Source organism: Streptomyces sp. NPDC053474, assembly GCF_044544845.1.
Classification (GTDB): Bacteria; Actinomycetota; Actinomycetes; order Streptomycetales; family Streptomycetaceae; genus Streptomyces.
Genome location: NZ_JBITXV010000004.1, coordinates 209,434 through 233,482, shown reverse-complemented (window position 1 = coordinate 233,482; position 24,049 = coordinate 209,434). Strand labels below are relative to the sequence as shown.

Genomic DNA, 24,049 nt, shown 5'->3' with positions numbered 1-24,049 from the left:
GTCGGCCGGATGGCGACGGCCAAGGGGCGCCGCCCGCGCTGGATTTGGGAGATTGGAGGAGCGGCCCTTCCGCTCGGCGGCACGCGGGCTACGATCAACGCACTCGCAACGCCCCCTGTTCGACCCATCCGATCCGTCCCTTTCCGCAGAAGGACACACCATGGGTTCCGCCAAGAAGACGAGCAGCGCCGAACGCAAGGCCCGAATAGCGGAGATGCGGCGCGCCGAAGTCGCCCGCGAGCGCCGCGCCCGCGCACTCACCATCACCCTGAGCGCGGTCATCGTCGCGGCACTCGGCATCGGCGGCTACTTCCTGGTGTCGCAGGCCGACGACGACGATGACTCGGGCAAGGCGGGCGACGCGGCGGCCGTGGCGAAGTTCACCAGGACCAAGGACGGCGAGAAGGTCTGGGACGCCAAGAAGCTGGGCCGCACCCACGTCACGGGCAAGGTGAAGTACCCGGTGACGCCGCCGGTGGGCGGCAACCACAACCAGGTGTGGATGAACTGCAACGGCGACGTCTACCAGAACGAGATCCCGAACGAGAACGCCGTGCACTCCCTCGAACACGGCTCGGTCTGGGTGACGTACAACGACCAGGCGAAGCCCGCCGACTTGAAGAAGCTCGAGGCGAAGGTGAAGAAGACGCCGTACTCGCTGATGAGCCCGGTCAAGAAGCAGAAGGAGCCGCTGCTGCTCACGGCCTGGGGCCACCAGCGGGCGATCACGGGCGCGGACGACGCGAAGGTCGGCTCGTTCTTCTCCACGTACGTCCAGGGCAAGCAGACCCCCGAGCCGGGTGCCGCCTGCACCAACGGCAAGGGGCAGTGACACGTCCATGAGGACGGGGATGGGGCAGTGATGAAGCGCAGCGACTGGCTGACCGGCGCCGTCCTGGGCGCGGTGCTCGCGGCGGGCGGCATCACGGCCGCCATGGCCGCCGACGACGAGCCCCCCAGCTCGGGCTCCCGCGCCGACGGCGTGCCGCCGAGCACCTCCGCGGACGCGGGCTTCGCCCGTGACATGTCCGTGCACCACCAGCAGGCCGTGGAGATGTCGTACGTCGTCCGCGACCGCACGAAGAACGAGGAGATCCGCAGGCTCGCCTACGACATCGCGCAGACCCAGGCCAACCAGCGCGGCATGATGCTCGGCTGGCTCGACCTGTGGGCGCTGCCCAAGGTGTCCGAGGACGCGCCCATGAAGTGGATGGGCATGGGCGACGCCCCGGCTGGCGACGACGGCGCGCTGATGCCAGGGATGGCGACGAACGCGCAGATGAAGCGGCTCGCGAAGCTCAACGGCCGCAAGGCGGAGATCTACTACCTCCGGCTGATGACCGCCCACCACAAGGGCGGCATCCACATGGCGCGGGGGTGCGTGGAGCGGTGCGCGGTGCCGGTTGAGCGGCGGCTCGCGCAAGGGATGGTGGAGTCCCAGGAGTCCGAGGTCAAGCTGATGGCGGACCTCTTGAAGGCGCGGGACGCAAAGCCTTAGCCCTCCACCAGCCCCAGGGCTCCGCCCCCGGGCGGGCCGGACCCAGAGCGACCCCCGGCCCGCAGTGGCCGGGACCCACTGCGGCCCAGATCCAGAGCGCCCCGGATCCGGAGTGACCCGGACCCATAGCGGCCCGGGCCCGTTGCGGCCCAGGCCTATAGCAGCCCGGACCCGCTGCGGACCGGGCCCGGGTCAGCCCGCTCGCCACGTCACGCGCGGTGGGCGCACCGCCGCGCACAGCGGCATCCCCGCGCCGTCCGTGAGCCCCAGCTCGGCGACGCCCGCCCCGGCCTCGAGCACCTCCTCGGGGAGGTCCGCGAAGAACAGCTTGGCGCGGCGGAACATCGCGAAGCCGCCGCCGGGCGGCAGCTCGCCCCACGTCAGGTAGAAGAACCGCCCTCCCCGCTTGCCCTGCGCGTACGGGCCCTTGAAGTCGGGCGAGCCGTCGGGCGCGGGGGCCATCGCCACCTCGAACTCCCACACCGCCTCGGGCGCGTCCCCGCGGACCGGGCCCTCGGGCTCCCTGCCCCGCTGCACCGCCACGTGCACGTCCCGGAACTCCCCGCACTCCGCCCCCGGCAGCTCCCGCCCCACCACCCGCAACACCAGCTTCTGAGTCATGCCTCCCATGGCACCACGCCCCTCTGACAACGCCCCCCGCCCCCACCGCTACCGCGGCGGGCTTCTCCCACCCGCCCACCCGCGACACCTCGGCCTTGCCGGGCCTGCCCCGACGCGGTGCGCTTGCGGGTGGTGCCCTTTGGACTCCCGTCCCGGGTGGGGGCGACTGGGTGGGACCGCGCCAGCCGCGCGCAGCGCGGTGCCGCTGGCTGCCGACCCCGGCTCTGCGCTGTGGGCAATCGTCCCGCGGGGCGCGTGGGGCATCCCCTGCTCGCGCGGAGCCGAGAGCTTGGGAAGGGTGGGCACAGCCCTGGGTGCGGAGTCACCGTTGAGGCAGGGGCAGGGCCAAGCAGAGGTCGGGGCCGCAGCTGGGGCCGGGGCCCGTGCCGTTCGGGCTAAGCGGCAGCGGCCCGGCGCGTGGCGTCCTCGTCCGTGCGGGAGTCGTAGGAGAGCAGAGCCGGGAGCACCGCGCACAGCGCGCCCACCGCGCCCACGCAGACGAGCCCGCCGGACCAGATGGCCGACCGGGCCCCCGTCCACCCGGCCGCCGCCCCGGCCCGCACCTGCCCGAGCTGCGGCCCGACGCTGTAGGAGAGGACCTCGATCCCCGCGAGCCGCCCCCGCAGCTCGTCGGGGATGGTCTGGTTCCAGATGGTGCTGCGGGCCAGACCGCTGAGCGTGTCGCCCGCCCCGGCGAGCGCGAGGGCGACCAGGACGAGCCACACGTTCGACAGGAGCCCCGCCACCGTGATGGCGAGCCCCCATCCGGCCGCCCCGCACACCACGAGCACCCCGTGCCGCCGTACCCGAGACGTCCACCCACTGGTGAGGCTGAGCAGCAGCGACCCGACGGCCCCGGCGGCGTACATCAGGCCGAGCGACCACTCCGCGTCCAGGTCGTCCGCGAGGAACGGGAAGATCGTGTTGGGGAAGGCGAAGACCATGGCCGCCCCGTCGATGGCGTAGGTGCCGAGGAGCACGGGCCGCGACCACGCGTACCGCGCCCCCTCCGCGAGCCCCCGCAGCGACGGCTTCCGCGCGCCGTGCGCGGCGGGCGCGGGCGAGAGCCGGGTGCACAGCGCCACGGAGACGGCGAAGCCGACGACCGTGACCGCGTACGCGCTGGCGTGCCCGGCGTAGGCCACGACGACCCCGGCGAGGGCGGGCCCGGCGATGGCGCCGACGTTCCAGCGCAGCGAGTTGAGCGCGGCGGCGGCCGTGAGCTGGTCGTGCGGCACGATCCTGGCGAGGAGCGAGTCGAGCGCGGGGCGCTGGAGCCCGGCGAGCCCGGAGACCCCGGCCGCCACCAGGTACAGGGGCCACAGGAGCGGCTGCGGCAGCAGCGCGTTGACGAACAGGACGAGGGCGAGCACGCCGAGCGCGGCCTCGGTCAGGAGGATCACCTTGCGCCGGTCCACCGCGTCGGCGAGCGCCCCGCCGTACAGGCCGCAGACGATCAGCGGGACCAGCTCGACCGCGCCCATCGCCCCGACCGCGAGCGGCGAGTCGGTGAGGTGCTTGATCTGGAGCGGCAGGGCGATCAGCGCCATGAAGCTGCCGAAGTAGGTGACCAGGCCCTGGACCCAGAGGAGCCGGAAGTCCCGGCTGGAGCGCCAGGGGGAGAGGTCGGGCAGTATCGCGGCGATTCGTTTCACAAGGGGACATGGTCAGCGGGCCGGGCGACGCCCCGCAAACGATTTCTCCCCCGCCCGCCACCCCGATGCCCGTACGCCACGCTCGTAGACCCGCACCACGCCCGCAGCCCCCCACGCCCGTCGGCCCCGCGCTCACCACCGCGTCGGTGGTGGAGCCGTCAGCTGGTCCGCAAGGCGTGAGAGGCGGTCGCGTACGCGGCGGCGTCCCCGGGGCGCGGGCAGGCTGTTCTCGCCCGTCGCCGCGCTCACCAGGTGCTGCACCGTGTCCAGGTCGAGGTCGCCGTCGCGCGGCACGGTGAGCGCCTCGTGGGCGAGCGCCCCGAGCTCGTCGCCCGCGCCCGTGTCCGGGCCGAGCGCGAAGACCGTCGCGCCCGCGCGCCGCGCGTCGTGGACGCGGGACAGCAGCCCGGGCGCGGGCGTGCCGGGCGCCACCACGAGCAGCGTCTCGCCGCGCCGCGCGGCCTCGACGCGGCCGAGCCCCACCGACAGGTGCGCGGGCGCCCCGGCCCGCGGCCGGTGGCGCACGAGCGTGGGCGTCAGCTCGGGCGTGCCGGACCAGGCGGCCTCGTCGGTGAGGTGCGCGGCCAGGTGCCACGGCTCGTACTCGGGCGTGCCCACCAGGAGCAGGCCCCCGCCGTGCGGCACCACACCGGCGCGCAGGGCCCCGGCGAAGCGCCGCGTGGCGTCCGGCCACTCGGTGCCGTTCAGAACTTCGCGCAGCAGCGCGACCCGTACCGCGTCCATGGAGGCGCATACTGCCTCAACAAGTCATTCGTACAGCCGCAGTTCACCATGAATTCCCCCGAGGTGGGGAAGGGGCGGGGATGGCAGTGGAGACAGTTGAGGCGTCCGTACCGTTCCGGGCGGGCCGCGAAGGGTACGCCAGCTTCCGCATCCCGGCGGTCGTCGTCACGCACGACGGCTCCGTCCTCGCCTTCTGCGAGGGCCGCGTCGGGTCGCAGGAGGACTTCGGGAACATCGACATCGTGCTGAAGCGGTCCACCGACGGCGGCCGCACCTGGGGCCCGCTCCAGGTCGTCGGAGCCAACGGCACGGACCTCGCGGGCAATCCGGCGCCCGTCGTCCTCGACACCGGGCGGGTCCTGCTCGTCCAGGTCAGGAACGCGGCCGCGGCCTCCGAGGACGCCATCAGGCGCGGCCGGGTGGCCGCGGCGGACGGCCGCAGGGTCTGGGTGCAGCACAGCGACGACGACGGCCTCACCTGGTCGGTGCCCCGGGAGATCACCAAGCAGGTGAAGCGGGCCGACTGGCGCTGGTACGCGACCACGCCGGGCCACGCGATCCAGCTCGGCGGCGGCCGGATCGTCGTCCCCGCCAACCACTCGCTGCCGCCCACCGGCACGGACAACGGCACCGAGGGCCGGTACAACGGCGGGCACTGCCTGCTGAGCGACAACCTCGGCCAGACCTGGCGCATCGGCTACGTCGACGACAACACCAACGGCTACATCAACGTCAACGAGACCACCGCCGCCGAACTGCCCGACGGCCGCGTCTACTTCAACACCCGCAACGACTCACCGGCCCCCGGCAACCGCGCCGACGCCCACTCCCGCGACGGCGGCGCGAGCCTCGTCAAGCCGTTTCGGCCGCAGTCCTGTCTGACCGGACCCGTCGTCGAGTGCAGCGTGCTCCAGCTGCGCGACCCCGACGTGCTGCTCTTCTCCGGGCCCGCCGACCCCGGCTTCCGCGCCCGGATGACCATCCACAAGAGCGACGACGACGGCACCACCTGGCAGCCCGTGCACACCGTCGACGGGCTGCCCGCCGCCTACTCCGACCTCGTACGCCTCGACGAGGACACCGTCGGACTCCTGTACGAGACCGGGGACTTCGGCGCGTACGAGACGATCACCTTCCGCAGGGTGCCGCTCGACCGGCTCACCTGAACGCGGCCGCCGCGGCCGCGGACGTAGGGTCTGACCATGACTTCCACGGAAAGTGTGCAGAAGACGCCCACCAAGGACCCCTGGGACCTGCCCGACGTGTCCGGGCTCGTCGTCGGGGTCCTCGGCGGCACCGGCGACCAGGGGCGCGGCCTCGCCTACCGCCTCGCCCGCGCCGGACAGAAGGTGATCATCGGCTCGCGCGCGGCCGAGCGCGCCGAGGCCGCGGCCGCCGAGCTCGGCCTCGGCGTCGAGGGCGCGGACAACGCCGAGTGCGCGCGGCGCAGCGACATCGTGATCGTCGCCGTGCCGTGGGACGGCCACGCCAAGACCCTCGAGGCGCTGCGCGAGCCGCTCGCGGGCAAGCTCGTGATCGACTGCGTGAACCCGCTCGGCTTCGACAAGAAGGGCGCGTACGCCCTCAAGCCCGAGGAGGGCAGCGCCGCCGAGCAGGCCGCCGCGCTGCTCCCCGAGGCGCGGGTGACGGCCGCCTTCCACCACCTGTCGGCCGTGCTGCTCCAGGACGCCTCGATCGAGGAGATCGACACCGACGTGATGGTGCTCGGCGAGAGCCGCGCCGACACGGACCTGGTGCAGGCGCTCGCCGCCCGCATCCCCGGCATGCGGGGCGTCTTCGCCGGGCGCCTGCGCAACGCCCACCAGGTGGAGTCCCTCGTCGCCAACCTGATCTCCGTCAACCGGCGCTACAAGGCGCACGCGGGGCTCCGGGTCACCGACGTCTAGGACAGGCCCTAGGGCTGTGCTCCGGCGGGCGGGGCATGGGGGACACTGGTGCGGTACGTCCGTCCGGAATGCCGTGTTGCTGTGATCAGGAGCCGAACCCCATGCCCCGCCTAGCGCTGTACACCCTCGTCGTCTGCGTCCTGGCCGTCGCCGCCGCCGTGGTCTCCTTCGTCCAGGGCAGCCTGCTCGGCATCGTATGGATCCTGCTGGCCGGTCTGTCGTCCAACATGACCTGGTACTACGTCCGCCGGGCCAAGCTGGAGCGGGCGGCGCGCGAGGCCGCCGCTAGCCGGTGATCTCGGGGATGTCCGGGGTGCCCTGCCAGAAGCGGTAGAGCCGCTGACCCCAGTAGGTGTCCCACTCCTCCACGCCGAGGCCGCGCAGGATCGCGTCCACCGCGTCGAAGAAGGCGTCGTTGACCTCCGGGATCCACAGGATGCCGAACACCGCGAGCAGGCCGAACGGCGCGAAGGGCTCCACCTGGCGGCGGACCGCGTACGACAGCCACGGCTCGATGACGCCGTAGCCGTCCAGGCCCGGGATCGGCAGGAAGTTCAGGATCGCCGCCGTCACCTGGAGCAGCGCGAGGAACGCCAGGGCGTAGCGGAACGTGTCCGGCACGCCGTCGAGCGCGTCCAGCCAGAACGGGGCCGTGCACACGATCGCGAACAGCACGTTCGTCAGCGGGCCCGCCGCCGAGATCAGGCTGTGCCGCCAGCGGCCCCGGATCCGCCCGCGCTCGATGAACACGGCGCCGCCGGGCAGACCGATGCCGCCCATGACCACGAAGAGCACGGGCAGCACGATGCTGAGCAGCGCGTGCGTGTACTTCAGCGGGTTGAGGGTCAGATAGCCCTTCGCCCCGACGGAGATGTCGCCACCGTGCAGGGCGGTGCGCGCGTGCGCGTACTCGTGCAGGCACAGCGACACCACCCAGGCCGCCGTCACGAACAGGAAGACGGCGAAGCCGGGGTTGTCCGCGAAGCCGGTCCAGGCCGCCCAGCCGCTCACCGCGGTGACGGCCGCGATGCCGAGGAAGACGGGGCTGACCCGGCGGTCGCCGTGGGAGTGGCCGGTCATGGTGCGGGGCTCCTGAGGTTCGTGCGGTAGCCGTACGCCCGCCGACGGGCGGGCGGCAGGCCTGCGGCCTGCGCGGCGTGCCCGACCGTACAGCAGGAGTACGTGAACGTCCGGCGACGGCGAGGTGGTTCCACGGGGCGGGCACGAGGGCCCCGCGGCCCCCGGGCGGAGCCTGGAACCGGGTCCGGAGCGCGAACGGCGACAATGGGGGCGTGCGATATCGCGTTCTAGGCATCACCCGGGCCCTGCGCCCCGACGGCACCCTCGCCGCCGTCGGTGGTGCCCGACTGCGTGCCCTGCTCGCGGCGCTCGCGCTGCGGCCGGGGCGGACCGTCCCGGTGGCCGTCCTGGTCGACGAGGTGTGGGGCGAGCAGACCCCGGCCGACGCCGCCGGCGCGCTGCAGGCCCTGGTGGGCCGGTTGCGCCGGGCGCTCGGCGCGGAGGCCGTCGCCTCGGTGGACGGCGGCTACCAACTGCGGGCGGCGCCCGACGACGTGGACGCGCACCGCTTCGAGCGCCTCGTCGGCGAGGGCACGCGCGCCCTCGCCGACGGCGACCCGGCCAAGGCGGCCGTCGTCCTCGACGACGCGCTCGCGCTGTGGCACGGGGACGCCTTCGCCGATCTGCCCGACCACGCCGCGCACGCCTCCCGCTGGGCGGCCCGGCGCCTGGAGGCCCGGCGCGCCCGCCTCGCGGCGGCCGTCGCCCTCGGCCGGGCCGAGGACGCCCTGCCCGAGATCACCGCCCTGTGCGACACGCACCCGCTCGACGAGCCGCTCCAGGCGCTGCGCCTGCGCGCCCTGCGCGCGGCGGGCCGCGCCGCGGAGGCCCTCGCCGCCTACGACGACGTCCGCCGCCTCCTCGCGGACCGCCTCGGCACCGACCCGGGGCCCGAACTGCGCGCCCTGCACGAGGAGTTGCTGCGCCCCGGCGCGGCCGCGGAGCACGCCGGGCCCGCCGCCGGGCAGGAGCGCGCGGGCGAGGAGCCGACAGCCGCCGCGCGGGCATCGGGAGCGGCCGCCCCCGGCAACCTCCGCGTCCGGCTCACCTCCTTCGTCGGCCGCGCGGACGACATCGACGCCATCCGGCAGGACCTGCGGCGGGCCCGGCTCGTCACCCTGGTCGGCCCCGGCGGGGCCGGGAAGACCCGGCTCTCCCAGGAGGCCGCCGAGGGGATCGAGGCCCCGGACGGGGTGTGGCTCGCCGAACTCGCGCCCCTGGACGACCCGGAGGGCGTGCCGGAGGCCGTGCTCACCGCGCTCGGCGCCCGCGAGACCGTGCTGCGCGGCGCGGGCGCGGAGGAGCTGCGCGCGGCGGCGGAGCGGCTCGGCGACGACCCGGTCCTCAGGCTCACCGAGTACTGCGCGCCCCGCCGCATGCTGCTCATCCTCGACAACTGCGAGCACGTCATCGACGGCGCCGCCCACCTCGCCGAGCGGCTCCTCGCGGCCTGCCCCGGCCTGACCGTCCTCGCCACCAGCCGCGAACCCCTCGGCGTCCCCGGCGAGGCGCTGCGCCCCGTCGGCCCGCTGCCGGAGCCCTTCGCCCTTCGGCTGCTCGCCGACCGGGGGCAGGCGGCGCGCCCGGGCTTCCGGGTGACGGACGACCCGGAGGCCGCCGCCGAGATCTGCGCGCGCCTCGACGGGCTCCCGCTGGCCATCGAGCTGGCGGCGGCCCGCCTGCGGATGCTCACGCCGCGCCAGATAGCCGACCGGCTCGACGACCGCTTCCGGCTCCTGACGAACGGCGCCCGCACGGTCCTGCCGCGCCAGCAGACCCTGCGCGCCGTCGTCGACTGGTCCTGGGACCTCCTCGACCGCTCCGAGCGGGCCGTCCTGCGCCGCCTCGCGGTCTGCGCGGGCGGCTGCGACCTCGCCGCGGCGGAGGCGGTGTGCGCCGCCCCCGGGGCCGGGGACGTCGAGGTCGACCCGCGCGACGTGCCCGACCTGCTCGGCTCCCTCGTCGACAAGTCCCTGGTGGTGGCCGCCCCTTCGGCCGCGGGCGGCGGCATGCGCTACCGCCTGCTCGAGACCGTCTACGAGTACGCCGTCGAGCGGCTCGACGAGTCGGGGGAGCGGGCCGCGACCGAGCGCGCGCACCTCACCCACTTCCGGGAGCTGGCCCGCCGCACCGACCCCGAGCTGCGCGGCCACGGCCAGCGCGCGGCCGTCTCGCTCCTGGAGAGCGAGTACGAGAACCTGCGCACCGCGCTGCGCCGCGCCGTCGCCGCCCGCGACGAGCACGAGGCGCTGTGCCTGGTGCACTCCCTGTCCTGGTTCTGGCTGATGCGGGACCTGCGCACCGAGGTCAGACACTGGTCCCGCGAGGTGATGGCGCTCGGGCCCGACCCGTTCGCGGAGCCGGTCGCGCCGGTGGAGCCGCTGCACGAGCGCTGCACCGACGCCCCGCCGCCGATGCGGCCCGAGGTGCTCCAAGAGGCCCGGCGCGGGGTGCACCTGGTGCACATGTCCTGCATGGACATGGACCCGGACGCCTGGCAGACCCCCCGGGCCGAGGAGAAGCTGCGCGCCATCCGCGAGGCCTACCGGCCGGGCCTGCCGCAGACCTGCCGGAACCCCGGGAGCCTGTGGTTCTACGCCGTCCTGCTGAGCGGCGACGTCCACCGGGTCCGGGAGATCGTGGACCGGACCGTCGCCGCCTGCCGCGACTTCGGCTACACCTGGGAGCTGGCCGGGGCCCTGCAGTGGCGCGCCAACGTCCTGGCCAACCGCGTCGACTGGGCGGGCGACGCCTGGCGCGACGCCGACGAGGCCCTGGAGATCTTCACCCGGCTCGGCGACACCTGGGGCATGGCCGAGGCGCTGTCCTCGCGCGCGGAGGCCCATGAGCGGCGCGGCGCCTTCCCGCGCGCCGCCGAGGACTTCGCGGCCGCCATCGCCCACGCCGAGGCGCTCGGCGCCAAGACGCAGGTGTCCCTCCTGACGGCCCGGCTCGGCGCGGTCTTCGTCGAACTGGGCGAGACCGAGCGCGGCGAGCGGCTGCTGCGGCGCGTCGTGGACGACAGCGTGGGCCGCCTTGACGGGGCGCTGCCCGCCGCCCGCATCTTCCTCATCGGACTGCTCGGCATGCGCGGCCGGGTCCGCGAGGCCCGCGACCAGCTGACGCTGCTGCGCAAGGAGTTCAAGGCCGTCGGCTTCGCCGTCTTCGACGGTACGGTACTCGCCGTCAGCGCCTGGCTCGACACCATCGAGGGCCGTTATGAGGCCGCGCTCGCGGGCGCCCGCGCGACCCTGGAGAAGGCCGCCGACCCGCTGTCGCAGATCGTGGCCCCGCAGCTGCTCGCCATCCATCTGGGGACCGTGGCCCACGCGCTCGCCCGCACCGACCCGGGCCGGGCCGCCGTCGCGGCGCGCCTCCTTGCGGTGGCCGACGGACAGCTGCCGCCCGGCCACGTGCGGACCGTCTTCGAGCGGGAGGTGCGCACGGCCGCCGAGCACGCGGTCCGGACGCCCCTCGGCGACCCGGCCTACGCCGCCGCGTACGCCGAGGGCTCCGGCCTCACCTGGGAGGAGGCCGTCGCGGCAGCGGGCCTGTGACGCCCGCGCCGGGCGGGCGCCGCCGACGTCACGTCGTCGTACGGAACTGCCGACGTCACGTCTTCGTACGGAACTTGTGGATCGCTATCGGCGCCATGACCGCCGTCAGGGCCACCGACCAGATCAGCGTCACCCAGATGTCGTGGGCCACCGGCAGGCCGCCGTTCATCAGGCCGCGCGCGGCGTCCGCGAGGGACGACAGCGGGTTGTAGTCCGTGAACGCCTGGAGCCAGCCGGGCATGGAGTCGGTCGGCGCGAAGATCGACGAGCCGAACTGCAGCGGCAGCAGCACCAGGAATCCCATTCCCTGAATGGCCTGGGCGCTCTTCATCACGACGCCCATGGTGAGGAAGATCCACATCAGGCCTATCCCGAAGACCATGGCGAGGCCGACGGCCGCGAACAGACCGGGGACGCTCTCCACGGAGAAGCCGATGCACAGGGCGACGATGAACAGGATCCCGGTGGCGACCAGCATGCGCATGAGCTCGACCACGATCTTGGCGATCATGACCGAGGAGCGCCCGATCGGCAGCGACCGGAAGCGGTCCATGACACCGGTCTGGAAGTCCTGGTTGAAGCCGGTGCCCACGCCCATGGCCATGTTCATCCCCATCATGGCCATCAGGCCGGGGATGACGTACTGGATGTACTCCTCGCGACCGCCGCCGAGCGCCTGGCCGACGGAGCCGCCGAAGACGTACACGAACAGGAGCGTGAAGACGATCGGCATCAGGACGGCGTCGAACATCGACTCCACGTCCTGCTTGATCCACAGCAGATTGCGGCGCACCAGGGCGCCGGTGTGCCGCGCGAACGCGCGCAGGCCGATGCGGGTGTCGGCCTGGTCCGTGAGCGGGACGGCCTGGCCCTGGGGCGCGGGGGGCGCCTTGACTGCGGTCGCGCTCATGCGGCGACCTCCTCGTACTCGGTGGTCGCGGCGTCGTCCGTGAGACCGGCCTTGTGGCCGGTCAGGGACAGGAACACCTCGTCCAGGCTGGGCAGTTCGGTGGCGATGTCGGCGAGCGTGATGCCGCGCGCGCTGAGCACGCCGACGACCGCCGTGAGCTGTTCGTCGCTGAGGATCGGCACGAGGACCGTGCCGCCCTCGGTGTCCACGGTCGTGGTGGCGAGGCCGGTCAGGCCCGCCTCGTCGAGCGCGAGCGCCGTGGGGCGCAGCTGCGCCGGGTCGGTCGGGCGGATCCGCAGGGTGCGGCCGCCGACCTTCGCCTTCAGCTCGCCGATGCTGCCGCCCGCGACCACGCGGCCGCGGTCGATGACCGTGAGCTCGCTGGCGAGCTGCTCGGCCTCCTCCATGTACTGGGTGGTCAGCAGGACGGTGACGCCGTCCTCGCGGACCATGCGCCGGACCTCGTCCCAGACCTCGTTGCGCGTGCGGGGGTCGAGGCCCGTGGTGGGCTCGTCCAGATACAGCACGGCCGGGCTGCCGATCATCGACGCCGCGAGGTCGAGGCGGCGGCGCATGCCGCCGGAGTACGTCCGCACCGGGCGCTTGGCGGCCTCCGTGAGGGAGAAGCGCTCCAGGAGGGCGTGGGCCCGCGTGCGGGCCTCCTTGCGGGGCAGGTCGAGCAGCCGCCCGATCATGTACAGGTTGTCGTAGCCCGAGAGCTTCTCGTCCACCGACGCGTACTGGCCGGTGAGGCCGATGACGCGGCGCAGCTGGCGCGGCTGGCGCAGCACGTCGTAGCCCGCGACGACGGCGCTGCCGGAGTCGGGGGTGATCAGGGTGGAGAGGCAGCGTACGAGCGTGGTCTTGCCGGCGCCGTTCGGCCCCAGGACGCCGAGGACCGTGCCCTCGCGGACGTCCAGGTCGACGCCGTCCAGCGCCTTGGTCTCGCCGTAGTGCTTGACCAGCCCCCGTACCGAGACGGCACTCGCCGCGCCGCTCGCTCCCCGTCGGGGGGTGTTCTCGATGCGTGTCATGCCCTCCATGAGAGCAGCAGCCACCGACAACGCGCCGACAGACTTCCTACAGGCGGACGACAGCGGCACCGACAGACACCGATGGACACCGATGGGCATCCACCGGAAACCGACAGATCCACTCTGCCGGGCCCGGCAGCCCGCCGACGGGGGACGGTCGGCGGGCTGCCGTCAGTGCCACAGTGGCTCGAAACGAGCGCCGGTCGGCGCTCCGGACTAGCGGACGGAGTGCTCCGCGGCTGGGAACGCCCCGCCGACCACGTCCTCGGCGAACGCCTTCGCGGCGTCGCCCATCACCCCGCGCAGATCGGCGTACTGCTTCACGAAGCGCGGCATCTTCCCGCCGGTGAGGCCCAGCATGTCCGTCCACACCAGGACCTGCGCGTCGCAGTCGACGCCCGCGCCGATGCCGACGGTCGGGATGTGCAGCGAGCGCGTGACCTCGGCGGCGAGCTCGGTCGGTACGAGTTCGAGCACCACGGCGAAGGCGCCCGCGGCCTCGGCGGCCTTGGCGTCGCGCACCAGCTGGTGCGCCGCCTCCTCGCTGCGGCCCTGGACGCGGTAGCCCATGGTGTGCACGGACTGCGGCGTGAGCCCCAGGTGGGACATGACCGGGATGCCGGACTGCACGAGCAGTTCGGTCTGGGCCAGCGAGCGCTCGCCGCCCTCCAGCTTGACCGCGCCGACGCCCGCCTCCTTGACCAGGCGCGTCGCGGACCGCAGGGCCTGGACCGGCCCTTCCTGGTATGAGCCGAACGGCAGGTCGGCGACGATCAGGGCGCGGCTCGTGCCCCGTACGACGGCCGCCGAGAGCATGGTGATCTCGTCGAGGGTGACGGGCACGGTGGTGTCGTACCCCAGGTGGCAGTTGCCCGCCGAGTCGCCGACGAGCATGACCGGGATCCCGGCCTCGTCGAAGACGGACGCGGTCATCGCGTCGTACGCGGTGAGCATGGGCCACTTCTCGCCGCGCTCCTTGGCGGCGGTGATGTCGCGGACCGTGATGCGGCGTGTGCCCTTGCCGCCGTACAGCGCCTTGCTGCTGTCGGTCTTCCGCCCGTTCTGGGCAGGGCTCTGGGCAGCCGAAAGCTGCGTCATCGCAACGGCTCCTTCTGTCGTCTCGAGGCGCCCTGACGGCGTCCCCGGATCACGTCCATGGTGGCATCGCGTGCCGCCCGGGCGCTAGAGGGGTCCTTTTCGGCCGTTGTGGAGACGCGTGATGGACGGGGGTGTTCCTGGGTGTCCTTCCGGGAAAGGCCTGGCAAAGCCTTTCCAATACGAGACGGTCTCGTATCGGAATGCGGTTAAGGTCGGAGCATGACAACACCTGCCGTCCCCGGCACGTCCCGGATACCGGAGGCCGTCCACCGGCGCCGCTGGGCGATCCTCGGCGTCCTGATGCTCAGCCTGCTGATCGTCGTCCTGGACAACTCCATCCTGAACGTCGCGATCAAGACCATCTCCACCCCCGCACCCACCGGCCTCGGCGCCACCCAGGGCGAGCTGGAGTGGGCCATCAACTCCTACACGCTCGTCTTCGCCGGTCTGCTCTTCACCGCGGGCCTGCTCGGCGACCGCGTCGGCCGCAAGAAGGTGCTGCTCGCCGGGCTCGCGGTGTTCGGCATCGGCTCCGCGCTCGCCGCCCAGTCCGGCTCGCCCGTCGAGCTCATCGCGTTCCGCGGGGTGATGGGCCTCGGCGCCGCCTTCGTGATGCCCGCCACCCTCGCCGTCCTCATGAACGTCTTCGAGCGCGAGGAGCAGCCCAAGGCCATCGGCATCTGGGCGGCCGGCGTCGGCCTCGCCGTCGCCATCGGCCCGATCACCGGCGGCGTCCTGCTCGACCACTTCTGGTGGGGCTCGGTCTTCCTCATCAACGTGCCGATCGTGATCGTCGCGCTGATCCTCATGGTCGTCCTCGTACCGGACTCCAAGGACCCGAAGCCCGGCCGGATCGACCTGGTCGGCGTCGTCCTGTCCGTGATCGGCCTCGTGCTGCTCGTCTACGGCATCATCAAGGGCGGCCAGCTGGCCGACTTCACCGACCCGGCCGTGCTCGCGACCATCCTCGCCGGGCTCGCCGTGCTCGTCGGCTTCGTCTGGTACGAGAAGCGCGCCGACCACCCGTCCATCGACATCTCGTACTTCAAGAACCGCGTCTTCTCGGCGGCGATCACCGCGATCGCGCTCGTCTTCTTCGCGCTGATGGGCGTCACGTTCTTCTCGGTCTTCTACACGCAGAGCGTGCGCGGCTACACGCCGCTGCAGACCGGACTCCTCATGCTGCCGCTCGCCGCCGCGCAGCTGATCTTCGCGCCGCGGGCGCGGCACGTCGTCGACCGGTTCGGGGTGCGGGCCACCTGCGTGGGCGGGCTCTCCGTCATCGCCGTGACCCTCGCCGCGTTCACGATCCTCGACTCGGACACGCCGATCTGGATCCTGGAGGTCGTCTTCTTCCTCATGGGCACCGGGATGGCGCACATCATGACGCCCACCAGCGTCGTCATCATGCAGGCGCTGCCGCGCGAGAAGGCGGGCTCCGCGTCCGCGCTCAGCAACACCTTCCGCCAGGTCGGCGGCGCGCTCGGCATCGCGGTGCTCGGGTCCGTGCTCTCCGCGGCGTACCGGGGCGGCGTGGAGGACGAGATGCGGCTCCTGCCGGCGGGGATGCGGCACACGGCGGGCGAGTCCATCGAGGCGACCCTCGGCGCGGCGGCGCGGCTCGGGCCGCGCGGCGAGGGCCTGGTCTCCGCCGCCAACGACTCCTTCCTGCACGCGATGCACGTCACCGCGCTGTGCGGCGCGGGCGTCGCCCTGGTGGGCGTCCTGGTCGTGGCCCTGTTCCTCCCGGGCAAGCCCCCGGCCTCCGCCGCACCCGCCCCCGCCGAACCCGTCGACCGGGAACCCGCCGCCACGAGCCGCTGACGCACCGGGGCTGTGCCCCCGTCCCCGCTGTGGGCAACTGGTCCGCCCAGGGGGCGGAACGGGTGGGCACAGCCCCAGCCGCCCCGGGCCGTCGGCGCCAGGGTAGGGGCGAGGCCCGCGGCAGGGGGGCGCGCCGGACCGTCGGGCCAGGGAAAATGGGCCCAGCCGCTCAACCGCAGAGGAGTCGACACCGTGGAGCAGAGCCCCACCCGAGCCACCCGCGGCCGCCCCCGCAGCGAGGCCGTGGAGCGGTCGATCCTCGAGGGCGTCATCCGGCTCATCGAGGAGGGCACCCCCCTCGCCGAGCTGTCCATCGAGCGCATCGCCCGCACCGCGGGCGTCGGCAAGGCCACCATCTACCGCCGCTGGAGCGGCAAGGAAGAGATCTTCGTCGACGTCCTGCGCACCCTGGAGGCCCCGCCCGCCGCCCTGCCCGGCACCTCCATGCGCGACGACCTCGTCGTCCTCCTGGAGCAGATCCGCCGCCGCGGTCTGAACCTGCGCGCGTCGGCGATCCTGCACAACGTCTTCGCGCAAATGAAGACCCTGCCCAAGCTCTGGGACGCGTACCACGCGACGGTCATCGAGCCGCAGCGCCGCCGCACCCACGACGTCCTGCGCCGGGGCCAGGAGAACGGCGAGCTGCGCGCGGACGTCGACATCGCGCTCGCCCACGAGCTGTTCGTCGGCCCCATGCTGGTCCGTACCGTCATGCGCTCCGACGCCCCCCTCGACGAGGACCTGCCGGAGCGCGTGGTCGACCTGGTCCTCGGCGGACTGCGCCCCTCCGAGTGAGCCCCCCAGAGGGGCCCGGGGTGTTAGCGTGTCGCCCCGAGCAGCCCTGAACTCGCAGGCGATATGCGCGTTTCGTCACAGAGTGCGGACCCTGGGGGCGCATCCGGAACCTGTCGTGCGCCCCCGCTCGTCCTCGGGTCCGTAGGGCCGTCCGCGGACGGCGGGGACGACACCCGATCATCGCCTAGGGTTCAGGGGCGAGGGACGGTGTGCACGGCAGTCAGTGAGGCGACGAGAGTATGGCGCAGGCGTACAAGGCGGAGACGGACAGCGGCAGCTCGCGGCCCGAGCGCCAGGGCTCCCCGCTGCGGCGTTTCGTCGACGGCTGGCGGGGCGACCCCGGCATCTGGCGGCGCGGACTCGTCACGGCCGGATTCGCGGTCGTGATCGGTCTGGTGATGCTCGTGCACGCCCAGATCCCGAACGGCGTGGGCAACCTCGGCAGCCTCACCGAGACGTTCCTGCCGTGGCTCGGCCTCTTCATCCCCGTGCTCCTCGTCATCGCCGTCGTCCGCAAGTCCGCGACCGCGCTCATCACCCTGCTGCTCCCGGTGATCGTCTGGCTCGACGCCTTCGGCGGCCTCGTCACCGACAAGTCGGGCAGCGGCGGCGACCTCACCGTGGCCACGCACAACGTGAACGCGGACAACCCCGACCCGGCCTCGACCGCCCGTGACGTCGCCGCGTCCGGCGCGGACGTCATCGCCCTGGAGGAGCTCACCTCCGCCGCGGTCCCCACGTACGAGAAGGCCCTGGCGGGCACGTACAAGTACCACTCGGTGCAGGGCACCGTCGGGCTGTGGAGCAAGTACCCGCTGACCGCCACCAAGCCCGTCGACATCAAGCTGGGCTGGACCCGGGCCATGCGGACGACCGTGCACACGCCCAAGGGCGAGGTCGCGTTCTACGTCGCCCACCTGCCGTCGGTGCGGGTCAAGCTCGACGCGGGCTTCACCGCGGGCCAGCGCGACGACAGCGCCGACGCGCTCGGCGAGGCCATCGCCCACGAGAAGATCAGCAAGGTCATCCTGCTCGGCGACCTGAACGGCACGATGAACGACCGCGCCCTGAACGCCGTCACCTCCCAGATGCGCTCCACGCAGGGCGCCGCGGGCGACGGCTTCGGCTTCAGCTGGCCCGCGTCGTTCCCGATGGCCCGCATCGACCAGATCATGGTCAAGGGCGTCGAGCCGGTGTCCTCCTGGACGCTGTCGCGCACGGACAGCGACCATCTGCCGGTGGCGGCGAGCGTCGACCTCTGAGGTCACGCGCCCGTGGCCGCGCGGAACGGTCGGGCGGAACGGTCGGGCGGAATACGGAGTGCGGACCTCTTTGTTCCGTACGTAAACCAAACGATTCCCTTGATCGTCCCTGCCCTCGTACGGGCCCTTCGGAAGGTAGTACGTCTCCATGCCCCTGGCCCTGCTCGCCCTCGCCGTGGGCGCCTTCGGCATCGGCACGACCGAGTTCGTGATGATGGGCCTGCTGCCCAACGTCGCCGACGACCTGGACATCTCCATACCCACCGCCGGACACCTCGTGTCCGCGTACGCGCTCGGCGTCGTCATCGGCGCCCCGCTGCTCGCCGCCGTCACCGCGCGGCTGCCCCGGCGCCGCGTCCTGATCGGCCTCATGGTCCTCTTCGTCGTCGGCAACGCGCTCTCGGCCGCGGCCTCGGACTACCACCTGCTCCTCGCCGCCCGCTTCCTCAGCGGACTGCCGCACGGGGCGTTCTTCGGCGTCGGCGCGGTCGTCGCCACCGGGCTCGTCGCGCCCGAGCGCAAGGCGCGGTCGGTGTCCCTGATGTTCCTCGGGCTCACCGTCGCCAACGTCGTCGGCGTGCCCATCGCCACGCTCATGGGGCAGCAGCTCGGCTGGCGCGCCACGTTCCTCGCCGTGAGCGCGATCGGGCTCGCCGCCATCGCCGCGCTCGCGCTGCTCGTCCCCGCCGACCACGGCCACGGCGAGAGCACGGGCCTGCGCGGCGAGCTGCGGGCACTCGGCTCGCTGCCCGTGTGGCTCGCGCTCGGTACGACCGTCGCGGGCTTCGGGGCGCTCTTCGCCGCCTACAGCTACGTCACGCCGATGCTCACCGACTCCGCGGGGTTCGCCGAGGCCAGCGTGACGCTGCTGCTCGCGCTCTTCGGCGTCGGCGCCACCGCGGGCAACCTGCTCGGCGGGCGGCTCGCCGACCACGCCCTGCGCGGCACCCTCTTCGGCGGCCTGGCCTCCCTCGCCCTGGTCCTCCTCCTCTTCCCGCTCTTCATGAAGGCCGAGTGGAGCGCCGCCGTCGGCGTGACCCTCCTCGGCATGGCCGCCTTCACCACCGGCTCGCCCCTCCAGCTCATGGTCATGGAGAAGGCCGCCGCCGCGCCCTCGCTCGCCTCCTCCGCCAACCAGGCCGCGTTCAACCTCGCGAACGCCGGTGGCGCGTGGATCGGCGGCCTCGCCCTCGCGGCGGGCTTCGGCGTCACGTCCCCCGCCCTCGCCGGTGCGGCCCTCGCCGTCCTCGGCCTTGGCGTCGCGGCGATCGCCTACGCCGCAGACCTCCGCCGCGCACCGTCGACGTCCCCGGGCCGGGTCATCACCGGCACCGCCCCGCCCCCTCGCCAGCGGACCCGCCACTAAGGCCCCGCCACCCGCCGGGACCGCCCCGGCCCGCACCCTGGCACCACCGCGCTCCGCGCGGTCGCGGGTGGTCCCACCCACCCGCAGCGCCCCGCGTCGGGCCCCCGCCTCCGCAGCCGGGGAGTTTCGGGTGGGCGGGTGGGAGGGAAGGCCGCCGCGGCAGCGGCGGTGTCGTCCCGCCGTGGCGGCGGGCAGCGGGGGCCGGGCCCGAGCCCGGGGCCCCGCCGCGGTAGCGGTGGGGTGGTGCGGCCCGCCGGGGGCTAGAGGCGTTCGCGCCACGCGTTGGTGATCGGCAGCCGCCGGTCCTTGCCGAAGCCCTTGGGCGAGATCTTGGTGCCCGGCGGGTACTGCCGCCGCTTGTACTCGGCGGTGTCCACCATCCGCAGCGTCCGCACGACGAGCTCCGCGTCGAAGCCCGCGGCGGCGACCGCGTCGGCGCCCTCGTCCCGGTCCACGTACCGTTCCAGGATCGCGTCGAGGACGGGATAGTCCGGCAGCGAGTCCGTGTCCACCTGGTCGGGCCGCAGCTCCGCGCTCGGCGGCTTGCTGATGGAGTTCTCGGGGATCGGCGGGGTCCCGCCGCGCTCGGCGGCGGCCCGGTTGCGCCACTTCGCGAGCCGGAAGACCGAGGTCTTGTAGACGTCCTTGATGGGCCCGTACGCCCCGACGGAGTCGCCGTACAGCGTCGAATAGCCCACCGCCAGCTCGGACTTGTTGCCCGGCGCGAGCACGATGTGGCCCTCCTGGTTGGAGAGCGCCATGAGCATCGTGCCGCGCAGCCGCGACTGGAGGTTCTCCTCGGCGAGCCCGGTGAGCCCGAGGGACTCCATGTACGCGTCGAACATCGGCGCGATCGGCACGGTGCGGAAGTGGAGGCCGGTGCGCCGCGCCAGCTCCGCCGCGTCGGCGATCGAGTGCTCGGAGGAGTACCGGGAGGGCATCGCGACCCCGTACACGTTCTCCGCGCCGAGCGCGTCGCAGGCCAGGGCGGCCACGAGCGCCGAGTCGATGCCTCCGGAGAGCCCGATGAGCACGGAGCGGAAGCCGTTCTTCTGGACGTACGCGCGCAGGCCGACGACGAGGGCCGAGTAGACCTCCTCGTCGTCGTCGAGGCGCTCCGCGTACGTGCCGGTGTGCTCGGCCTCGTACGGCGCGAGCGGCTCGGCGGAGAGCGTGACGTGCTCGACGCGCAGCCCGTCGTCGACGACGCCCGAGGGCGCCTGCGCGGCGGCCGCGGGCAGCTCCAGGTCGAGCACCACGCAGCCCTCGGTGAACTGCGGGGCCCGCGCGACGACCTCGCCGTCCTTGTCGACGACGATCGAGTCGCCGTCGAAGACCAGCTCGTCCTGACCGCCCGTCATCGCCAGGTAGGCGGTGGTGCACCCGGCCTCCTGCGCCCGCTTGCGGACGAGTTCGAGCCGCTGGTCGTCCTTGTTCTGCTCGTACGGGGACGCGTTGATGGACAGCAGGAGCCCGGCCCCGGCCGTGCGGGTGGCCGGGACGCGGCCGCCGTCCTGCCACAGGTCCTCGCAGATCGCGAGCGCCACGTCGACGCCGTGCACGCGGACGACCGGGAGCGTCTCGCCGGGGACGAAGTAGCGGAACTCGTCGAAGACGCCGTAGTTGGGCAGGTGGTGCTTGGAGAAGGTGAGCGCCACCTCGCCGCGGTGCAGCACGGCCGCCGCGTTGCGCGGGGCCCCGGCGGGCTGGCCGTAGCGCGGCTTGGCCTCGTCGCTGCGGTCCAGATAGCCGACGACGACGGGCAGTTCGCCCAGGCCCTCGTCGCGGATGCGGACCGCGAGCGCGCGCAGGGCCTGGCGGGAGGCCTCCACGAAGGAGGGACGCAGGGCGAGGTCCTCCACCGGATAGCCGGTGAGTGCCATCTCCGGGAACGCGACGAGGTGCGCGCCCTGTTCGGCGGAGTGCCGGGTCCAGCGGAGGACCGCGTCCGCGTTCTTGGTGAGGTCGCCGACAGTGGAGTCGATCTGATTCAGCGCAAGGCGTAGTTGAGGCACGGCCCCAGTGTAATCGTCAACCCGACGCGATGCCCCCGGGACGGCCGACCGGCGGCCGCCCGGAGACCTCGCGTCACGGGTCTGACCTGGGTCAGGAGCGGTAGCCGAGGACGGTCATCATTCCTGCCTCCGCGTGGTACACGTTGTGACAGTGGATCATCCACAGGCCCGGGTTGTCGGCTTCGAAGTCCACCGTCAGGCGGCCGTTCGGCAGCACGATCGCGGTGTCCTTGCGGGGGCGCCCGGGGGCGCTCGCCAGGGCGAAGGTGTGGCCGTGCAGATGGAGGGGGTGCCACATCGACGTGGAGTTGCTGAACTCCAGGCGCACGCGCTCACCGGCGCGCACCGGATGACGCTGGTCCGGTGCGTACGGCTTCTTGTCGAAGGCCCAGTCGTATGTCGCCATGCCTCCCGTCAGCCGGATCTTGATGGTGCGGTCGGGGGCGCCGGGCTTGAGGGCCACGGAGTCGTCCGCTGTAAGCCGCTCGGCCAGCACCACGCGTCCCTTGAGCTCCTTGGGCCGCGCCGACGGTGACGGGGCGCGGCCGCCGCCCGTGCGGAGCACCGCCTGGGCCGCCGCCTTCTTGCCCTCGGCCACGGCGGTCAGCGGGAAGACGCCGTCCTTGGCGGTGACCAGGACGTCGTACCGCTCGCCCATGCCGATGAGCAGGGCGTCGGCCTTCTGGTGCCGCACCGGGAAGCCGTCGGTGTGCGTGACCGTCAGCTCGTGGCCGCCGAGGGCCACCCGGAAGGCGGTGTCACCGCCCGCGTTGATCAGGCGCAGCCGGATGCGGTCGCCGGGGCGGGCGCGGAAGGAGGTGGGGGCCTCGGGGGTGCGGCCGTTGATCAAATAGTGCGGGTAGGCCACGTCGCCCGCGTCCCGGCCGAGGATGTCGCTGGTGGAGCCCATGAGCATGCGGGACGGACCCTTGGCGTCCTTGGGACCCTTGGGGGTGGGCTCGGGGGAGGCCTTCGCGGAGCCGGTCAGGGCGGTGCGGGACATGTGCCCCGCGTGCCCCGAGCCGCCACTGCCGCCACTGCCGCCGGAGCCGTCCGAGTCGCCGGACCCGCCGGACCCGCCGTGGTCCATGCCGCCCCCGTGGTCCATGCCTCCGCCCATGTCCATGCCGCCGCGCAGCTCCGCGAGGACCGCGTCGGGGGTGGAGCCGTCGACGCCGTCGACCCAGTCGTCGAGGACGACGACCCACTCCTTGTCGTACGCCAGGGGCTCCTTGGGGTCGTCGATGATCAAGGGTGCGTACAGCCCCCGGTCCTGCTGGGTGCCGGAGTGCGGGTGGAACCAGTAGGTGCCCGGGTGCGGGACCTTGAAGCGGTACGTGAAGGCGGCGCCGGGCTTGATGTCCCGCTGGGTGAGGGCGGGGACGCCGTCCATGTCGTTGCGCAGGGCCAGGCCGTGCCAGTGCAGGCTGGTGGGCTGCGGGAGGTGGTTGGCGAGGGTGAGCGAGAGCGTGTCGCCCGCTGTCGCGCGGATCTCCTTGCCGGGCAGCGCGTCGCCGTACGCCCAGGACTTGACCGTGGGGCCGCCCAGGTCGAGCGTCGTGGGCATGGCCATGAGCTTCAGCTCGCGCAGGCGGCCGCCGCCCGGGCGCTTCTTCTCGGCGGCGGCGACCTCGGGGCCGGAGGGCGTCACATAGCCCTTCGAACCGGCCGAAGGGCCGCCCCGGCCGCCGTGGCCGGAGTGTGAGCCGCCGCTGGAGCAGGCCGTGACGAGCCCGGCCCCGGCGGTGGCGAGTGCGGCGCCGAGCAGGGCTCGGCGCGATGTGTGCGGGGTGCGCTCGGTGTGGGTGCGCATGACTGGATACACCTCGTCCGTACTGAGTGGTGCGTGCAGAAGGGCGCGTCTGCTGCTTCTGGTACACCGCTCCGGCCCCGGAGGTTCCCCCCGGCGCGGGCAGCGCGAAGCAGCCGGTACGGCGGCCTAGATCCGCAGCACGGAGAGCCGGGCGAGGAGCGCGCGCGGCGGGGGCGGCTCGGGCCACGGTGCGGCCCGGAGCCCGGCGGGCAGCGGGCCGGGCACGGCCACCGGCGGCCGCGCCACCCCCGCGCCGAACAGCGCGAGCACGAGGGCCCCGCCCAGGACGGCCAGGCACACGGACATCGGGTCCATGCCCGTGTCATGGGAAGGAGAGCCGGGCGGGGCGGCCTCGGGCCCGACGCCCGCGGCCGCGACGGCGTGGCTCGCGGCCAGGGGCGCGGCCCCCGGATGCGGGGTGGCCTGACCCGCGGTCAGGGGTCCGACGTCCGCGTGCGTGTCAGTGTGACTCGCGGTCATGGGGCCGGTGCCCTTGGGCGGGGCGGCCTGATGCACGGTCATGGGCCCGGCGCCCGCGTGTGTGACGGTGTGGCTCGCGGTGAGGGGCCCAGCGCCCGCGTACGGGGCCGCGGGCTCAGCGCCCGTGCGCAGGGCGGTCTGGTTCCCGGCCACGGGCCCGGCCCCCGCGACGTGCGGGGCAGGCTCCGCCCCGGTGCCCCGGGTGGCCGCGTGGGGCGAGGGCGTCGAGCCGCCCCCGTGCTCCTGCGGATGCCCCAACGTGTGCATCGTCACGATGCCGAACAACAGCGCCACGAGGAGCAGGAATCCGCTCGCGCTCGTGGGCAGTTGCTTCGGGGCCATGGTGGGGAGCCTACCCCTCCCCGGTATGGGGCGATGTGCGGGGCCCGT

General features: G+C 73.4%; 20 protein-coding genes. 10 read left to right on the top strand and 10 right to left on the bottom strand.

Features of this window, described 5'->3' with window-relative positions:
• The first annotated feature begins 160 nt into the window (after positions 1-160).
• Together ACIG3E_RS10950 and ACIG3E_RS10945 are read left to right on the top strand one after the other, a co-directional pair.
• Positions 161-832: a DUF3105 domain-containing protein gene (locus ACIG3E_RS10950; protein ID WP_399614007.1), complete on the top strand. Its 672-nt coding sequence runs from the start codon at positions 161-163 to the stop codon at positions 830-832.
• 30 nt (positions 833-862) lie between these two features.
• A complete protein-coding gene (locus ACIG3E_RS10945; protein WP_399614004.1) occupies positions 863-1,498 on the top strand; it encodes a DUF305 domain-containing protein in 636 nt (211 codons plus the stop codon).
• 192 nt (positions 1,499-1,690) lie between these two features.
• Here the strand turns inward: ACIG3E_RS10945 and ACIG3E_RS10940 are convergent, their stop codons facing one another.
• The 3 genes from ACIG3E_RS10940 to ACIG3E_RS10930 all read right to left on the bottom strand — a co-directional run bounded on the left by ACIG3E_RS10940 (position 1,691) and on the right by ACIG3E_RS10930 (position 4,518).
• Positions 1,691-2,119, bottom strand: coding sequence for a DUF5990 family protein (locus ACIG3E_RS10940; protein ID WP_399614001.1), 429 nt, complete (start codon positions 2,117-2,119; stop codon positions 1,691-1,693).
• 395 nt (positions 2,120-2,514) lie between these two features.
• A complete protein-coding gene (locus tag ACIG3E_RS10935; RefSeq protein WP_399613999.1) occupies positions 2,515-3,774 on the bottom strand; it encodes an MFS transporter in 1,260 nt (419 codons plus the stop codon).
• A 132-nt stretch (positions 3,775-3,906) separates the two neighbouring features.
• Positions 3,907-4,518, bottom strand: coding sequence for a hypothetical protein (locus tag ACIG3E_RS10930; RefSeq protein WP_399613996.1), 612 nt, complete (start codon positions 4,516-4,518; stop codon positions 3,907-3,909).
• Positions 4,519-4,598: 80 nt separating this feature from the next.
• On the opposite strand from ACIG3E_RS10930, the gene ACIG3E_RS10925 reads away from it, so the two are divergent.
• From ACIG3E_RS10925 to ACIG3E_RS10915, 3 genes are read left to right on the top strand one after another with little or no spacing between them, the layout of a single operon-like run.
• A complete protein-coding gene (locus ACIG3E_RS10925; protein ID WP_399613994.1) occupies positions 4,599-5,684 on the top strand; it encodes an exo-alpha-sialidase in 1,086 nt (361 codons plus the stop codon).
• A gap of 36 nt (positions 5,685-5,720) precedes the next feature.
• The gene (gene npdG / locus ACIG3E_RS10920) at positions 5,721-6,425 is read left to right on the top strand and encodes an NADPH-dependent F420 reductase (protein WP_399613991.1); all 705 of its coding nucleotides are present in this window, start codon (positions 5,721-5,723) and stop codon (positions 6,423-6,425) included.
• Between the two features lie 35 nt (positions 6,426-6,460).
• Positions 6,461-6,721 (top strand): hypothetical protein, encoded by a 261-nt coding sequence (locus tag ACIG3E_RS10915; RefSeq protein WP_399613989.1) that lies wholly within the window; start codon positions 6,461-6,463, stop codon positions 6,719-6,721.
• Here the strand turns inward: ACIG3E_RS10915 and ACIG3E_RS10910 are convergent.
• On the bottom strand, positions 6,711-7,505 hold the full coding sequence (locus ACIG3E_RS10910) for a site-2 protease family protein (RefSeq protein WP_399613986.1): 795 nt from the start codon (positions 7,503-7,505) through the stop codon (positions 6,711-6,713). The two genes, ACIG3E_RS10915 and ACIG3E_RS10910, sit on opposite strands and share 11 nt — an antisense overlap.
• A gap of 212 nt (positions 7,506-7,717) precedes the next feature.
• On the opposite strand from ACIG3E_RS10910, the gene ACIG3E_RS10905 reads away from it, so the two are divergent.
• Complete coding sequence (locus ACIG3E_RS10905) at positions 7,718-11,062, top strand: AfsR/SARP family transcriptional regulator (protein WP_399613983.1); 3,345 nt, start codon at positions 7,718-7,720, stop codon at positions 11,060-11,062.
• A gap of 55 nt (positions 11,063-11,117) precedes the next feature.
• Here the strand turns inward: ACIG3E_RS10905 and ACIG3E_RS10900 are convergent, their stop codons facing one another.
• The 3 genes from ACIG3E_RS10900 to panB form a co-directional block, all read right to left on the bottom strand.
• Positions 11,118-11,972, bottom strand: coding sequence for an ABC transporter permease (locus ACIG3E_RS10900; protein ID WP_399613981.1), 855 nt, complete (start codon positions 11,970-11,972; stop codon positions 11,118-11,120).
• Positions 11,969-13,006, bottom strand: a complete 1,038-nt coding sequence (locus tag ACIG3E_RS10895; RefSeq protein WP_399613978.1) for an ATP-binding cassette domain-containing protein — start codon at positions 13,004-13,006, stop codon at positions 11,969-11,971. The genes ACIG3E_RS10900 and ACIG3E_RS10895 overlap by 4 nt, the downstream gene beginning before the upstream one ends.
• 216 nt (positions 13,007-13,222) lie before the next feature.
• The gene (gene panB, locus ACIG3E_RS10890) at positions 13,223-14,104 is read right to left on the bottom strand and encodes a 3-methyl-2-oxobutanoate hydroxymethyltransferase (RefSeq protein WP_399613975.1); all 882 of its coding nucleotides are present in this window, start codon (positions 14,102-14,104) and stop codon (positions 13,223-13,225) included.
• A gap of 219 nt (positions 14,105-14,323) precedes the next feature.
• Between panB and ACIG3E_RS10885 the strand changes: the two genes are divergently transcribed.
• From ACIG3E_RS10885 to ACIG3E_RS10870, 4 genes are all read left to right on the top strand, one after another.
• Positions 14,324-15,928 carry a DHA2 family efflux MFS transporter permease subunit gene (locus ACIG3E_RS10885; RefSeq protein ID WP_399613973.1) on the top strand — a complete coding sequence of 535 codons (1,605 nt, stop codon included), beginning with the start codon at positions 14,324-14,326 and terminating at the stop codon, positions 15,926-15,928.
• A gap of 192 nt (positions 15,929-16,120) precedes the next feature.
• Positions 16,121-16,723, top strand: coding sequence for a TetR/AcrR family transcriptional regulator (locus ACIG3E_RS10880; protein ID WP_399613971.1), 603 nt, complete (start codon positions 16,121-16,123; stop codon positions 16,721-16,723).
• 239 nt (positions 16,724-16,962) lie between these two features.
• Positions 16,963-17,985, top strand: coding sequence for an endonuclease/exonuclease/phosphatase family protein (locus ACIG3E_RS10875; protein ID WP_399613969.1), 1,023 nt, complete (start codon positions 16,963-16,965; stop codon positions 17,983-17,985).
• A gap of 148 nt (positions 17,986-18,133) precedes the next feature.
• On the top strand, positions 18,134-19,351 hold the full coding sequence (locus ACIG3E_RS10870; RefSeq protein ID WP_399613967.1) for an MFS transporter: 1,218 nt from the start codon (positions 18,134-18,136) through the stop codon (positions 19,349-19,351).
• Positions 19,352-19,611: 260 nt separating this feature from the next.
• Here the strand turns inward: ACIG3E_RS10870 and ACIG3E_RS10865 are convergent, their stop codons facing one another.
• The 3 genes from ACIG3E_RS10865 to ACIG3E_RS10855 form a co-directional block, all read right to left on the bottom strand.
• Positions 19,612-21,366, bottom strand: a complete 1,755-nt coding sequence (locus ACIG3E_RS10865) for an NAD+ synthase (RefSeq protein ID WP_399613965.1) — start codon at positions 21,364-21,366, stop codon at positions 19,612-19,614.
• A gap of 91 nt (positions 21,367-21,457) precedes the next feature.
• Entirely contained in the window at positions 21,458-23,179 is a 1,722-nt protein-coding gene (locus ACIG3E_RS10860) for a multicopper oxidase family protein (RefSeq protein WP_399613963.1), read from the bottom strand.
• Positions 23,180-23,305: 126 nt separating this feature from the next.
• The gene (locus tag ACIG3E_RS10855) at positions 23,306-24,001 is read right to left on the bottom strand and encodes a hypothetical protein (RefSeq protein WP_399613961.1); all 696 of its coding nucleotides are present in this window, start codon (positions 23,999-24,001) and stop codon (positions 23,306-23,308) included.
• Positions 24,002-24,049: the final 48 nt, after the last annotated feature.

Coding starts and splice junctions, on each gene's coding strand:
- ACIG3E_RS10950 (WP_399614007.1), top strand. CDS start 161: ATGGGTTCCGCCAAGAAGACGAGCAGCGCCGAACGCAAGGCCCGAATA.
- ACIG3E_RS10945 (WP_399614004.1), top strand. CDS start 863: ATGAAGCGCAGCGACTGGCTGACCGGCGCCGTCCTGGGCGCGGTGCTC.
- ACIG3E_RS10940 (WP_399614001.1), bottom strand. CDS start 2,119: ATGACTCAGAAGCTGGTGTTGCGGGTGGTGGGGCGGGAGCTGCCGGGG.
- ACIG3E_RS10930 (WP_399613996.1), bottom strand. CDS start 4,518: ATGGACGCGGTACGGGTCGCGCTGCTGCGCGAAGTTCTGAACGGCACC.
- ACIG3E_RS10925 (WP_399613994.1), top strand. CDS start 4,599: ATGGCAGTGGAGACAGTTGAGGCGTCCGTACCGTTCCGGGCGGGCCGC.
- npdG (WP_399613991.1), top strand. CDS start 5,721: ATGACTTCCACGGAAAGTGTGCAGAAGACGCCCACCAAGGACCCCTGG.
- ACIG3E_RS10915 (WP_399613989.1), top strand. CDS start 6,461: ATGGGGGACACTGGTGCGGTACGTCCGTCCGGAATGCCGTGTTGCTGT.
- ACIG3E_RS10910 (WP_399613986.1), bottom strand. CDS start 7,505: ATGACCGGCCACTCCCACGGCGACCGCCGGGTCAGCCCCGTCTTCCTC.
- ACIG3E_RS10900 (WP_399613981.1), bottom strand. CDS start 11,972: ATGAGCGCGACCGCAGTCAAGGCGCCCCCCGCGCCCCAGGGCCAGGCC.
- ACIG3E_RS10895 (WP_399613978.1), bottom strand. CDS start 13,006: ATGACACGCATCGAGAACACCCCCCGACGGGGAGCGAGCGGCGCGGCG.
- panB (WP_399613975.1), bottom strand. CDS start 14,104: ATGACGCAGCTTTCGGCTGCCCAGAGCCCTGCCCAGAACGGGCGGAAG.
- ACIG3E_RS10885 (WP_399613973.1), top strand. CDS start 14,324: ATGACAACACCTGCCGTCCCCGGCACGTCCCGGATACCGGAGGCCGTC.
- ACIG3E_RS10875 (WP_399613969.1), top strand. CDS start 16,963: ATGGCGCAGGCGTACAAGGCGGAGACGGACAGCGGCAGCTCGCGGCCC.
- ACIG3E_RS10870 (WP_399613967.1), top strand. CDS start 18,134: ATGCCCCTGGCCCTGCTCGCCCTCGCCGTGGGCGCCTTCGGCATCGGC.
- ACIG3E_RS10860 (WP_399613963.1), bottom strand. CDS start 23,179: ATGCGCACCCACACCGAGCGCACCCCGCACACATCGCGCCGAGCCCTG.
- ACIG3E_RS10855 (WP_399613961.1), bottom strand. CDS start 24,001: ATGGCCCCGAAGCAACTGCCCACGAGCGCGAGCGGATTCCTGCTCCTC.